This window comes from Streptomyces sp. Wb2n-11, from assembly GCF_001049855.1.
Classification (GTDB): Bacteria; Actinomycetota; Actinomycetes; order Streptomycetales; family Streptomycetaceae; genus Streptomyces; species Streptomyces altiplanensis.
Genome location: NZ_CVPB01000001.1, coordinates 4,508,322 through 4,521,709 on the forward strand (window position 1 = coordinate 4,508,322; position 13,388 = coordinate 4,521,709).

Here is a 13,388-nt window from a genome sequence, read left to right on the forward strand (position 1 = left end):
TCAGGCCCGGGCGAACCGCGCGATCGGGTTGTCGAGGGTGCCGACGAGCTGGAGCGCGCCCGACGGGTCCTGGAGGTCGACCATCTGCTTGTTGTTGCGCAGCTGGAGTCGGTTCAGGCAGGACAGCGCGAACTCCGGTGCGAACATGTCGTACTGCTTGAACTTGTCCGCGAGCTGCGGGTGCGCCTCCTGGTAGTCGGACACGCACTCCGCCACCGTCCGCCAGAAGGTGTCCTCGTCGGTGACGCCGTCGGTGGCGAGCGTGGCGCCGAGGAAGCGGAAGAAGCAGTCGAAGACGTCGGTGAAGAGCGAGAGCAGCTTCATGTCGTCGGGCACTTCGGCGCGGACGCGCTCGACGGCGGGCGGCAGCACCGCGTCCGGGTCCATCACGCAGATCTCCTCCGCGATGTCCTTGAAGACCGCCCGGGTGACGACGCCGTCCTCGATGGCGAGGATGACGTTCTCGCCGTGCGGCATGTAGACCAGGTCGTACGCGTAGAAGCTGTGCAGCAGCGGCGTGAGGTACGCGTGGAGGTAGCGGCGCAGCCACTCGGCCGGGGCGAGACCCGACTCGGCGATCAGGGCGCCCGTGAGGGACGCGCCCTCGTGGTCGGTGTGCAGCAGCGACGCCATGGTGGCGAGGCGCTCGCCCGGCGCCAGGGACGGGACGGGGCTCTCGCGCCAGAGCGCGGCGAGCATCTTCAGGTACGGGGAGCCCTTGGCGGTGGCGGCCTCGTACTGGCGGTGGTGATAGCCGATGGCCGCGCGCTCACGGATGATCGTCAGGCCGGTCGCCCGGAGGGTCTCGTCGTTCTCGATCAGGCCGGCCAGCCAGTCGTTGATGGCGGGCGTGGCCTCCATGTAGGCGGCGGAGAGGCCGCGCATGAAGCCCATGTTGAGGACGGACAGCGCCGTTTTGACGTAGTGCTTCGCCGGGTCGCTCGTGTTGAAGAAGGTACGGATCGACTGCTGGGCGAGGTAGCTGTCGTCGCCCGCGCCGAGGCAGACGAGGCGGTGCTGGGCGACCTCGGCGGCGAAGGTGACGGAGAGCTTGTTCCACCACTGCCAGGGGTGGACCGGGATGAGGTAGTAGTCGGCCAGGTCCAGGCCGAGACCGCTCAGCGTCGCCGCGAACCGGCCGAGGACCGCGTCGCCCAGTTCGGCGCGTACGAAGTCCTCGTAGTCCAGCCCGGCGCCGGCCGTGAAGGTGGTGTGGTCGCGACGGGCGGCCAGCCAGATCAGCTGGACGGGGGAGGCGGCCTCGGGGGCGTACGAGCGGTACTCGTCGATGCCGAAGCCGAGTCGGCCGTTGTTGGCGACGAAGCAGGGGTGGCCCTCGGTCATCCCCGTCTCGATGGCCTGGAAGCCGGCGCGGGCCAGCGCGGCGGCGGTGACGGGCGTCTTGGTGAGCTTGTACGCCGTGCCGGAGAGGGTGGAGCTGATCTCCTCCAGGTAGACGGGGAGGATCTCCGGGCTCAGCCCGAGTGCCCCGCGCAGCTCGATGAAGAACTCGAGGGCGTCGAGGGGGATCTCGGCGCCGTCGCGGTGGCGGGTGATGGACTCGGGGAAGACCTGCCAGTGGTCCAGCGCGTGGCGGTGGGCGGTGAAGCGGTACTCGGTCGCGCCGTCGTCGGAGCGGACGGCGTACCGGTTGTCACCGAGGGGCTCGGGGGTCAGCAGGCGCTCGTGGGAGAACTCGGCGAGTGCTTTGCGGACGAGGAGCCGGCTCGCGTGGGCCCAGCGCTCGGGGGAGAGGTGGGAGACGGCGTCGGTGGAGCTCTCGCGGTTCACAGGGCGGCTCCGGCGGTACGTGCTGCTTCGAACCGGGCGCGCGTGCAGACGCTCAGGTAGGCGTCCTTCTCCGGCTTGGCGATCTTCTCGACGATCTCGAAGCCGACGGCCTCGTTGAGGCGGTGGACGGCTTCGTTGCGCACGTCGGGCTCGACGACGACACGGCGGGTGGCCGGGTCCGCGAACAGCTCCTCCATCACCGCGGTGATCACGGCGCGGGTGAAGCCGTGGACGGGCGTGTCGGTCGGCGCGACCAGGAAGTGCATGCCGACGTCGCCGGGCTGGGCGTCGTACAGACCCACGAGCTCGACGTGGGCGGGGTCGTAGCGCTCCATGAGGAAGGCGGGCTCGCCCTCGTGCAGGCCGATGAAGGCGTCGTGGTGCTCGGCCGCGGCTATCGCCATGTACTCGCGCTCGACGTCCGGCAGCGACGCGTCCTGCATCATCCAGAAGGCGGCCTTGGGGTGGGTGACCCAGCCGTGCAGCAGCTCGGCGTCCTTGAGCGGGTCGAGGGGACGGATGGAAAACGAGCTGTTCATATCGCGAACTCCTGGAAAGCGATGGCCTTCTCGACCGGGTAGTACTCGGAGCCCAGCAGCTCACCGATGATGTAGGCGTTGCGGTACGCGCTCATGCCCAGGTCGGGCGAGGTGATGCTGTGGGTGTGGACGGCGGCGTTCTGGAGGAAGATGCCGCGGCCCGTCGTGTCGATGCTGTAGTTGCGGGCCACGTCGTAGCGGCCCTGGCCGTCCCAGCGGATCCGGTCGCGCACGCCCTCCAGGAAGGCGGGGGTGCGGTAGCGGTAGCCGGTCGCGAGGACGAGGCCCTCGGTGTCCAGTTCGAAGTCCTTGCCCTGCTCCTCCTGGCGCAGCCCGAGGGTGTACGTCGCGCTCTCGGCGTCGTAGCTCGCGGTGTTGAGGGAGGAGTTGGTCAGGAGCCGGGTGGGGACCGGGCCCTTGAGGTTCTTCTGGTAGAGCAGGTCGAAGATGGCGTTGATCAGCTCGGAGTCGATTCCCTTGAAGAGGTTCTTCTGCTGGGACTCCAGGCGGTAGCGCGTCGTCTCCGGGAGGGCGTGGAAGTAGTCGACGTACTCCGGGGAGGTCATCTCCAGCGTGAGCTTGGTGTACTCCAGCGGGAAGAAGCGCGGCGAGCGGGTGACCCAGTTGAGCCGGTAGCCGTGCACGTCGATCTCGGAGAGCAGGTCGTAGTAGATCTCCGCCGCGCTCTGGCCGCTGCCGACCAGGGTGATGGACTTCTTCGCCTGGAGCGCCTCTTTGCCGCTCACGTAGCGCGAGTTGTGGATGAAGTCGCCGCCCAGGTCCTGGCAGGCGTCCGGGATGTACGGCGGGGTGCCGGTGCCCAGGACCAGGTGGCGGGCGCGGTAGGCGGCGTCCTGGGTGCGGACGACGTACAGCTCGGCCTCGGCGTCGTAGTCGACGGAGGCGACCGTCTGGTTGAAGCGGATGTTGCTGAGCTTGGCGGCGGCCCAGCGGCAGTAGTCGTTGTACTCGGTCCGCAGCGGATAGAAGTTCTCGCGGATGTAGAAGGAGTACAGCCGCCCCTGCTCCTTCAGGTAGTTGAGGAAGGAGTACGGCGAGGTCGGGTCGGCCATCGTGACCAGGTCCGACATGAACGGGGTCTGGAGGTGGGCGCCTTCGAGGAACATCCCCGCGTGCCACTCGAAGTCCGGCTTCGTTTCGAGGAAGAGGCCGTCGAGCTCGTCGATCGGCTCGGTCAGGCAGGCGAGTCCGAGGTTGAACGGACCGAGTCCGATACCGATGAAGTCAAGAGGCTCAAGAGGCGTGGACAAGGGACTCTCCCAGGTACTGCTCGGCGTGGCCGGCGATGAGGTCGAGGACGGCCGCGATGTCGTTCAGCGTCGTCTCGGGGTTGAGAAGGGTGAACTTCAGGTAGTGCTTGCCGCCGACCTTCGTCCCGGCCACGACGGCGTCGCCCGACGCGAACAGCGCCTTGCGGGCGTACAGGTTGGCGCGGTCGATCATGGCGGGGCCGGTGACGTCGGCCGGGACGTAGCGGAAGACGAGGGTGGAGAGCGAGGGCTGGACGACGACGTCGTAGCGCGGGTCGGCGGCGAGCAGCCGCCAGCCCTCGCGGGCGAGGTCGCACACCTCGTCGAAGAGCTCGCCGACACCGTCGGCGCCCATGGTCCGCAGGGTCATCCACAGCTTGAGGGCGTCGAAGCGGCGGGTGGTCTGGAGGGACTTGTCGACCTGGTTGGGAATGCGCTCCTCGACCATCCGGCGCGGGTTCAGGTAGTCGGCGTGGTACGTCGCGTGGCGCAGGGTGGCACCGTCGCGGACCAGCAGCGCGCTCGAACTGACCGGCTGGAAGAAGGACTTGTGGTAGTCCACGGTGACCGAGTCGGCGTGCTCGATGCCGTCGAGGAGGTGGCGGCGGGTGCGGGAGGCCAGCAGGCCGCAGCCGTACGCCGCGTCGACGTGCATCCAGGCGCCGTACAGCTCGCACAGCTCGGCTATCTCGGGCAGCGGGTCGATCGAGCCGAAGTCGGTGGTGCCGGCGGTGGCGACGACGGCCATCGGGACGAGGCCCTCGCTCGTGCAGCGGGCCAGCTCGCGGGCGAGGACCGCGGTCTGCATGCGCTTGTCGTTGTCGCAGGGGATCGCGATGACGGCTTCGGGGGAGAGGCCGAGGAGCTTCGCGGACTTCTGGACGCTGAAGTGACCGCACTCGGAGGCGAAGACGCGCAGTCTGGCGGAGTCGTCGGTCTTGGCCTCCTCGCGGGCCAGGAGCAGCGCCTGGAGGTTGGACTGGGAGCCGCCGCTGGTGAAGACGCCGTCGGCGCCCGTCTTCTCGGCGGTGCCGAAGCCGATGCGGCTCGCCGTCCAGTCGACGAGGCGGCGCTCGATGAGGGTGGCGCCCGCGCTCTGGTCCCAGGTGTCGAGGGAGGAGTTGACGGCGGAGAGCACGGCCTCGGCGGCGACGGCCGGTATGACGACCGGGCAGTTGAGGTGCGCGAGGTAACGCGGGTGGTGGAAGTAGACGGCGTCGCGGAGGTAGACGGATTCGAGTTCGTCCAGGACGGCGGTGGTGTCACCGAGCGGCCGGTCGAGGTCGATCGCGTCGAACCGGGGGGCGAGCTGCTCCGGGGTGATGCCGGTGAACGGCCTTGTGGTCGTGGCGAGTTTGTCCGCCACCCGCTCGACCGCTGCGGTGGCGGTCCGGCGGTACCGCTCGGCGGTTGTGTCATTGAGCAGGTGTGAACGCATGAACTGTCCTCCCGGGTACGGGAATTCATTGCGCCTTCAGGACAGGAGGAGGGGGCGAAGGCGCGATGTCTGGGTTAGGTTAGCCTAACCTAAATGTATCTCGCAACGTCGTCGCCCCCAGGGGCCCGGCTGTTGTGCCTTACTGCGCGTCTTCTTCTTCCACGCGCTCGCGCAACTGCTCCTCGCTCAGCCCGCGGCGCCAGTAGCCCACGAACGTCACGCGCTTGCGGTCGAACTTCCGCTCCTGGACGAGATGGCGGCGCAGCGCCCGTACACACGAGGACTCGCCCGCGATCCAGGTGTACGGCGTACCGTCCGGCAACCCGGCCTCGGGGACGGCGCGTACCGCGTCCAGCGCGGAGGGCGCGTTCTCGTCCCGCACCAGCCAGGTGATGTCCGCGTCGGCCGCCGTGGTCAGCTCCAGGCGGTCGTCGGTGTGCTGGACCTCGATCCAGACCTTGGCCCTCGTCCCGGCCGGCAGCCACTCCAGGGCGGCCGCGGCGGCCGGCAGTGCGGTCTCGTCCGCCCACATCAGGACCCAGTCGGTGTCCTCGGGCGGGCGGAAGCGCACGGCGGTGTTGTCCTCGACCGCAGGTCCGAGGACCACGACGCGGTCACCGGCGCCCGCCTGTCCCGCCCAGCGGCAGGCGGGTCCGCCGTCCTCGTGGAGGGCGAAGTCGATGTCCACCTCGTCGGCCGGGGCCCCGTCGGCGGCCCGGCGCTGCTCGCGCACGGTGTACGAGCGCATGACCGCGCGTACGCCGTCGGGCAGCGCGCGGTACGAACCGAACCAGTCGGGATCGGTCTCCGGCGGAAGCACCGGTTCCGGCTGGCCGGGGTGCGGCAGGAAGAGGGAGAGGCTCTGGTCGCGGCCCCCGGAGGCGAAGGCCCGCAGGTCCTCGCCCCCGAACGTCACCCTGACCAGGGAGGTGCTGAGCCGCCGCGTCCGGACGACCGTCAGGCCGAAGAAGCGGAACGGGACGGCGGCGGTTTCGGCTTCCTCGGCTGACCCGGTCATGCTCAGGCGACCTTCTTGGCCTTCTCGATGGCCTCGGCGAGGTCCTCGAGGATCGGCGCGCACTTGTCGTAGGAGTAGATCGGCTCCGTGGTGCGCGGGACGACCTGACCGGCCTTGACGGCGGGCAGGCGGGTCCAGGTCGGCTTGTTCTTGAGGTCGTCGGGCTGCAGGATCCCGGTCCGGTTGTCCATCATGATGACGTCGGCCGGGTACTTGTCGACGTTCTCCCAGCTGAGCTCCTCGAAGAAGCCGGCCGCGTTCACCTTCGGCTCGACGAAGTTCACGCCCAGCTCCTGGAAGTAGAGCGTGTCCGCCGACATCTTCGCGAGGGAGACGTAGAAGAGGTCCGGGCTCGCCGAGCCGATCATGACCTTGACCTTCGGGTTGGCCTTGGCGGCCTGGCGCAGGCGCGCGGCGGCCTTCTCGAAGCGGGTCTTGGCGTCGGTGACCTTCTTGGCCCCGACGTCGGCGCCGAGGGACTCGGCGAGGTCGGCGTGGCGCTGGATCGCCTTGGGGACGGTGGTCTCCGCGGCCCACAGGGCGACGCTCGGGGCGACCTTGAGGATCTTCGCGGTGGACGCCTCGGGGACGTACCAGAGCTTGTCCTTCTCCCACATCGCCGTGACGAGGAGGTCGGGGTCGAGGGCGACGTACTCCTCGACGTTGAACTCGTCGTAGACGTTGCCGATGATCTTGACCTTGGTGATGTCGAGATCGCCGGCCTGGACGTCGGCCTTGCCGTCCGCGGTCCTGGTCGGCCCGAACACGCCCTTGACCTCGACGCCGAAGTCGTGGAGCGCGGCGGCGACGCCGGTGAACGCGACGATGTTCTTGGGGGTGGCGGGGCTCTTCACCGTCTTGCCGCGGTCGTCCTTGAAGGACCACGGGCCCGACTTCCCGGTGGCCTTCTCCTCGCTTTTCTCGGAGGTCTCGCCGCAGGCGGCCAGCGCGGCGCCGATGCCTATGGCGCCGCCGGCGGCGAGCAGACTGCGACGGGAGAGGCGGGAAGCTCGGGCGTGAGGCATGACGGTGTCTGCTTTCGTACGTGCGGTCGGGGTCCACCACGGGACAAGTCCGAGGGTAGGTTAGCCTAACCTCACACATTGTCCAGAGGGTGGCCCCGGAAGCTTCCGCAGGCCACCGCACTGCGCCGCGCCGCGCCGTGCCGCACTGCGCCGCGCCGCGCCGTGCCGCACCGTGCCGCAGCCCGGCCCGGCCGACTGCCGTGCCGCACAAGGCGGTCGGCCCGTGAGGTGGTCACGGCTTCAGGCGGCCACCGCGCGAGGCGGTCAGCCCGTGAGGCCCAGTTCCCGGGCGATCAGCATGCGCTGGACCTCGCTCGTGCCCTCGCCGATCTCCAGGATCTTCGAGTCGCGCCACATCCTGGCCACCGGGTACTCGTTCATGAAGCCGTAGCCGCCGTGGATCTGCGTGGCCTCGCGGGCGTTGTCGACCGCGACGGTGGAGGAGTAGAGCTTGGCGAGAGCCGCTTCCTTCTTGAACGGCTCGCCCCGGACCAGGCGTGACGCCGCGTCGCGCCAGCCGATGCGGGCCATGTGGGCGCGCATCTCCATGTCGGCGAGCTTGAACTGGATCGCCTGGTTGGAGCCGATGGGGCGGCCGAAGGTGTGGCGTTCCTTCGCGTACGCCACCGACTCGTCGACGCACCCCTGGGCCAGGCCGGTCGCGAGCGCCGAGATGGCGACGCGGCCCTCGTCGAGGATGCGCAGGAACTGGGCGTAACCGCGGCCCTCTTCGCCGAGGAGGTTGGTGAGCGGGACGCGTACGTCGGAGAAGGACAGCTCGCGGGTGTCCGAGGCGTTCCAGCCGACCTTGGAGTAGGGGGCGGCGACGGTGAAGCCGGGGGTGCCGGAGGGGACGATGATCGCGGAGATCTCCGGCTTGCCGCCGGCCCCCCGGCCCGTCACGGCGGTGACGGTGACCAGACCGGTGATGTCCGTGCCGGAGTTGGTGATGAAGCACTTGGAGCCGTTGATCACCCACTCGTCGCCGTCGCGGCGCGCGGTCGTCTTCGTGCCGCCGGCGTCCGAGCCGCAGTCCGGCTCGGTCAGGCCGAACGCGCCGAGCATCTCGCCCGAGCACAGGCGGGGCAGCCACGCGCGCTTCTGCTCCTCCGTGCCGAAGCGGAAGACGGGCATCGCGCCGAGCGAGACGCCCGCTTCGAGGGTGATGGCGACCGACGAGTCGACCCGGGCCAGCTCTTCGAGGGCGATGCCCAGGGCGAGGTAGTCGCCGCCCATGCCGCCGTACTCCTCGGGGAAGGGCAGGCCGAAGAGGCCCATGCGGCCCATCTCGCGGACGATCTCGTACGGGAACTCGTGGCGTTCGTAGAGGTCGCCGATCTTCGGGGCGACGACGTCGTGCGCGAACTCCTCGACCGTACGGCGGAGTTCTTCGTGCTCGGGGGAGAGGCGGTGGTCGAGGGACATGACTACGACTCCTTGTGGGACAGGGCACGCACGGTGCGGGAGGGGCTGGGGCGGCCCAGCCGTTCGGCCATCCACGCGCTGGTGGCGGTGAGCCGGCCGAGGTCGACCCCGGTCTCGACGCCGAGGCCGTCGAGCATCCACACGAGGTCCTCGGTGGCGAGGTTCCCGGTGGCGCTCTTCGCGTACGGGCAGCCGCCGAGGCCGCCCGCGGAGGCGTCGACGGTGGTGACGCCGTACTGGAGCGCGGCGAGGGTGTTGGCGAGGGCCTGGCCGTACGTGTCGTGGAAGTGCACGCCGATCACGGAGGCCGGGACTCCGGCCTCGTCGAGGGCGGTGAGCAGGGCCAGGACGTGGCCGGGGGTGGCCACGCCGATCGTGTCGCCGAGGCTCAGCTCGTCGCAGCCGAGGCCGAGGAGCGCCCGGGCCACCTTGACCACCTGCCGGACCGGGACCGCCCCTTCCCACGGGTCGCCGAAGCACATGGAGAGGTAGCCGCGTACGTGGACCCCCTCCTCCTTCGCGCGGGCGACGACCGGCTCGAACATGGCGAGCGACTCGTCGACGGTCCGGTTGAGGTTGCGGCGCGCGAAGGTCTCGGTCGCGCTCCCGAACACGGCGATGCGGCGCGCGCCGAGGGCGAGGGCGCGGTCGAGGCCGCGGGCGTTCGGCACGAGCACGGGGAGCTCGGCGCCGACGTCGTGCAGGAGGGGGAACAGTGCCTCGGCGTCGGCGAGCTGGGGCACCCACTCGGGGCGCACGAAGCTGGTCGCCTCGACGGTGGTGAGCCCGGCGCCGGCGAGGCGGTGTATGAACTCGGCCTTCACCTCGGTCGGTACGACGGTCTTCTCGTTCTGGAGGCCGTCGCGGGCGCCGACTTCGTGGATGCGTACGCGAGCCGGCAGGCCCGCCGCCGGCACCCGCATGGGCAGTGCTTCGGTCATGACTCCTCCCGCGGGACGACCACGGCCAGGACCTGGTCCATGGCCACGGTGGAGCCCGGCGTCACGTCGAGTTCGGTGACGGTGCCGGCGTGCGGGGCGGAGATGACGTGCTCCATCTTCATCGCCTCGACGACGAGGAGGCTCTGCCCGGCGTCGACGTGGTCCCCGACGGCCACCTTGACCACGGTGACGGTGCCGGGCATGGGCGCGGCGAGGGTGTCGACGCCCGAGCGGGCGCCGCCGGTCAGGCTCGCCTCGACGGGGTCGTGGTGCTGGACGTGCCAGGAGTCCCCGTCCCGGCCCAGCCACGTGCCTTCCGGGCCGGTGGCGTGGCGGAAGGTGTGCGTCACGCCGGCGAGTTCGACGGTGACGGTGCCGGCGTCGGCGCCGACGCCGACGCCGACGATGCGCGCGCGGACCGGAAGCCGTTCCTCCGTCGCCCCGCCCCTCCCCGGCTGCGGCATGTGCGGCTCCGCCGCGACAGGGGGCAGGTCCCCGGATGCCGTGGGCGGCGGCTGCGCGCCGGTGGGGGCGACCGGTTCCAGGGGGACGGCGGCCGCCAGGTCCGGGGCCGGGGACCGCGCTTCGGGGATCAGGATCTCCTGGCCCCCCGCCGTGGTGCGGAGCCGGATCTCCACCGGGTCGTGGCCCGGTACGCGGGCGTGGTGGACCGTCCAGGCGGGGGAGCCGCCCAGGCGCCAGCCCGTACGGGCGGAGAAGGGGTCCGTCCAGCGGGGTGTGCTGCCGGCGACAGCCGGCTCTGCCGACCTCAGCAGCGCCGCCGCCGCGTACACCTCCGGCGGGACCCCGTCCGGGACCAGGCTGTCCGCGTCGCGCTCGACGAGGCCGGTGTCGAGGTCGCCGGAGACGACGTCGGGGTGGGCCAGCAGGCGCCGCAGGAAACCTGCGTTGGTCGGGACGCCGAGGACGACGGTGTCCGCCAGGGCCGCGCGCAGGCGGCGCAGGGCGGTGGCGCGGTCCGGGGCGTACGCGATCACCTTGGACAGCATGGGGTCGTAGAGGCTGCCAACCTCCGTGCCCTGCGTGAGCCCGGAGTCGGTCCGCGCTCCGTCGCCCTGCGGTTCGTGCAGAGCCAGGACCGTGCCGCCCGAGGGCAGGAAGCCGCGGGAGGGGTCTTCGGCGCAGATACGGGCCTCGACCGCGTGGCCCGTGAGCGTGATGTCCTTCTGGGCGAAGGGGAGTTCCTCACCGGCCGCGGCCCGCAGCTGCCACTCCACCAGGTCCAGGCCGGTGATCAGCTCGGTCACCGGGTGCTCCACCTGGAGGCGGGTGTTCATCTCCATGAAGTAGTACGACGACGGGTCGTTGCCCGGGACGATGAACTCCACCGTGCCCGCGCCCCGGTAACCGCAGGAGCGCGCCGCCTGGACCGCCGCCTCGCCCATCGCCGCGCGGGTGGCCTCGTCGAGGAGGACCGACGGGGCCTCCTCGATGATCTTCTGGTGGCGGCGCTGGAGGGAGCACTCGCGCTCACCCAGGTGGACCACGTTGCCGTGGGCGTCCGCCAGGACCTGGATCTCGATGTGCCGGGGCCGGTCGATCCACCGCTCCACCAGCAGCGTGTCGTCGCCGAACGACGCCCGCGCCTCGCGCCGCGCCGCCGCGATCTCCTCCGCCAGCGCGGACTCGGTCCGCGTCAGCCGCATGCCCTTGCCGCCGCCGCCCGCCGAGGGCTTGAGGAGGACCGGCATGCCGATCTCCCGCGCCGCCGCCGCCAGCTCGTCGTCGGTCAGGCCGCTGCCGGACGAACCGGGGACGACCGGGACGCCCGCCGCCCGTACCGTCTCCTTCGCCCGGATCTTGTCACCCATGAGCGCGATGGCGGACGCGGGCGGCCCGATGAAGGCGAGCCCCGCGTCCGCGCAGGCCTGCGCGAACGCCGCGTTCTCGGCGAGGAATCCGTAACCGGGGTGGACGGCCCGGGCACCGGTACGGGCAGCCGCCTCCAGCAGGCGGTCGGCCCGCAGGTAGCTCTCCGCCGCCGCCGCCGGGCCGATGCGGACGGCCGTGTCGGCCTCCCGCACGTGGCGGGCGTCCGCGTCCGCGTCGCTGAACACGGCCACCGAGCGCACGCCCAGCCGGCGCAGGGTGCGGATGACGCGGACCGCGATCTCACCGCGGTTGGCGACCAGAACTGTGTCGAACATCGTCATGTGTCACTCACATCCGGAAGACGCCGAAGGCGGGGTCGGACAGCGGGGCGTTGGCGCAGGCGGTCAGGGCCAGGCCCACCACCTGCCGGGTCTCCAACGGGTCGATGACCCCGTCGTCCCACAGCCGCGCCGTCGCGTAGTAGGCGTTGCCCTGGGTCTCGTACTGCTCGCGGACCGGGGCCTTGAAGGACTCCTCCTCGGACGCGGACCAGGACTCCCCCCGTGCCTCGATCTGGTCCCGCTTGACCGTCGCCAGCACCGAAGCCGCCTGCTCGCCGCCCATCACCGAGATCTTCGCGTTGGGCCACATCCACAGGAAGCGCGGCGAGTACGCCCGCCCGCACATCGAGTAGTTGCCCGCGCCGTACGACCCGCCGACCACGACCGTCAGCTTCGGGACGCGCGTGCAGGCCACCGCCGTGACCATCTTCGCGCCGTGCTTGGCGATGCCGCCCGCCTCGTAGTCCTTGCCGACCATGAACCCCGAGATGTTCTGGAGGAAGAGCAGGGGGATGCCGCGCTGGTCGCACAGCTCGATGAAGTGCGCGCCCTTCTGGGCGGATTCGGAGAAGAGGATGCCGTTGTTGGCGACGATGCCCACCGGGTGACCGTGGACCCGGGCGAACCCGGTCACCAGGGTCTGGCCGTACTCCGCCTTGAACTCCTGGAAGCGCGAGCCGTCGACGGTGCGCGCGATGACCTCCCGCACGTCGTAGGGCGTACGGGGGTCCACCGGCACCGCGCCGTAGAGCCCGGCCGGATCCACCTTCGGCTCCTCGACGGGCTCCACCGGCCACGGCAGCGGCCCGCGCCCCGGCAGCGTCGCCACGATGCTGCGGACGATGCGCAGCGCGTGCGCGTCGTCCTCGGCGAGGTGGTCGGTCACCCCCGAGACGCGGGAGTGGACCTCGCCGCCGCCCAGCTCCTCCGCCGTGACCACCTCGCCGGTCGCCGCCTTCACCAGCGGCGGCCCGCCCAGGAAGATCGTGCCCTGGTTCCGCACGATCACGGCCTCGTCGCTCATCGCCGGGACGTACGCCCCGCCCGCCGTGCAGGACCCGAGGACCGCGGCGATCTGCGGGATGCCGGCCCCCGACATCCGCGCCTGGTTGTAGAAGATCCGTCCGAAGTGCTCCCGGTCCGGGAACACCTCGTCCTGCATCGGCAGGAACGCACCGCCGGAGTCCACCAGGTACAGGCACGGCAGCCGGTTCTCCAGCGCCACCTCCTGCGCCCGCAGGTGCTTCTTGACCGTCATCGGGTAGTACGTGCCGCCCTTGACCGTGGCGTCGTTGGCGACGACCACGCACTCGCGGCCGCTCACCCGCCCGATCCCCGCGATCACACCCGCCGCCGGCGCCGCGCCCCCGTACATCCCCTCCGCCGCCAGCGGCGCCAGCTCCAGGAACGGAGAACCGGGATCCAGCAGCGCGTCCACCCGGTCGCGCGGCAGCAGCTTGCCGCGCGCCGTGTGCCGGGCGCGGGCCTTCTCGCCGCCGCCCAGCCGCGCCGCGGCGAGCCGCCCGCGCAGCCCCTCCACGAGTTCCTGGTGAGCCGCTTCATTGGCCCGCCATGCCTCGGCTGCCGGATCGGCGGTGCTGGTCAGCACCGGTGCCTGCCGCATCTCCTGAGCCCCCTCGCCCGGTCGGTGTGCTGTCGGTGAGCATGTTAATGAGCGTTAACGCCTTCTCAGGTTAACGACCGCTAACCCCCCTGTCCAGGGCTCTCCTCCCGGAGAGGGGCGGGCGATTCGTCCTGCGGTATGA

At 70.9% G+C, this 13,388-nt stretch carries 10 protein-coding genes; all 10 read right to left on the minus strand.

Features of this window, described 5'->3' with window-relative positions; translation table 11 throughout:
- The 10 genes from BN1555_RS20530 to BN1555_RS20575 all read right to left on the minus strand — a co-directional run bounded on the left by BN1555_RS20530 (position 1) and on the right by BN1555_RS20575 (position 13,246).
- On the minus strand, positions 1-1,791 hold the full coding sequence (locus tag BN1555_RS20530) for an IucA/IucC family protein (protein WP_093800739.1): 1,791 nt from the start codon (positions 1,789-1,791) through the stop codon (positions 1-3).
- Positions 1,788-2,330, minus strand: coding sequence for a GNAT family N-acetyltransferase (locus BN1555_RS20535; protein ID WP_093800740.1), 543 nt, complete (start codon positions 2,328-2,330; stop codon positions 1,788-1,790). The genes BN1555_RS20530 and BN1555_RS20535 overlap by 4 nt, the downstream gene beginning before the upstream one ends.
- A complete protein-coding gene (locus BN1555_RS20540; RefSeq protein WP_093800741.1) occupies positions 2,327-3,601 on the minus strand; it encodes a lysine N(6)-hydroxylase/L-ornithine N(5)-oxygenase family protein in 1,275 nt (424 codons plus the stop codon). The genes BN1555_RS20535 and BN1555_RS20540 overlap by 4 nt, the downstream gene beginning before the upstream one ends.
- Complete coding sequence (locus tag BN1555_RS20545; RefSeq protein ID WP_093800742.1) at positions 3,585-5,039, minus strand: pyridoxal phosphate-dependent decarboxylase family protein; 1,455 nt, start codon at positions 5,037-5,039, stop codon at positions 3,585-3,587. The genes BN1555_RS20540 and BN1555_RS20545 overlap by 17 nt, the downstream gene beginning before the upstream one ends.
- A 139-nt stretch (positions 5,040-5,178) precedes the next feature.
- Positions 5,179-6,057: a siderophore-interacting protein gene (locus tag BN1555_RS20550; protein WP_093800743.1), complete on the minus strand. Its 879-nt coding sequence runs from the start codon at positions 6,055-6,057 to the stop codon at positions 5,179-5,181.
- A gap of 2 nt (positions 6,058-6,059) precedes the next feature.
- Positions 6,060-7,082 (minus strand): ABC transporter substrate-binding protein, encoded by a 1,023-nt coding sequence (locus tag BN1555_RS20555; protein ID WP_093800744.1) that lies wholly within the window; start codon positions 7,080-7,082, stop codon positions 6,060-6,062.
- 264 nt (positions 7,083-7,346) lie between these two features.
- Positions 7,347-8,507 (minus strand): acyl-CoA dehydrogenase family protein, encoded by a 1,161-nt coding sequence (locus BN1555_RS20560; RefSeq protein WP_093800745.1) that lies wholly within the window; start codon positions 8,505-8,507, stop codon positions 7,347-7,349.
- A gap of 2 nt (positions 8,508-8,509) precedes the next feature.
- Positions 8,510-9,448 (minus strand): hydroxymethylglutaryl-CoA lyase, encoded by a 939-nt coding sequence (locus tag BN1555_RS20565; RefSeq protein WP_093800746.1) that lies wholly within the window; start codon positions 9,446-9,448, stop codon positions 8,510-8,512.
- Entirely contained in the window at positions 9,445-11,616 is a 2,172-nt protein-coding gene (locus BN1555_RS20570) for an acetyl-CoA carboxylase biotin carboxylase subunit (protein ID WP_093803532.1), read from the minus strand. Before BN1555_RS20570 ends, BN1555_RS20565 begins: the two co-directional genes overlap by 4 nt.
- Positions 11,617-11,629: 13 nt before the next feature.
- A complete protein-coding gene (locus BN1555_RS20575) occupies positions 11,630-13,246 on the minus strand; it encodes a carboxyl transferase domain-containing protein (RefSeq protein WP_093800747.1) in 1,617 nt (538 codons plus the stop codon).
- Positions 13,247-13,388: the final 142 nt, after the last annotated feature.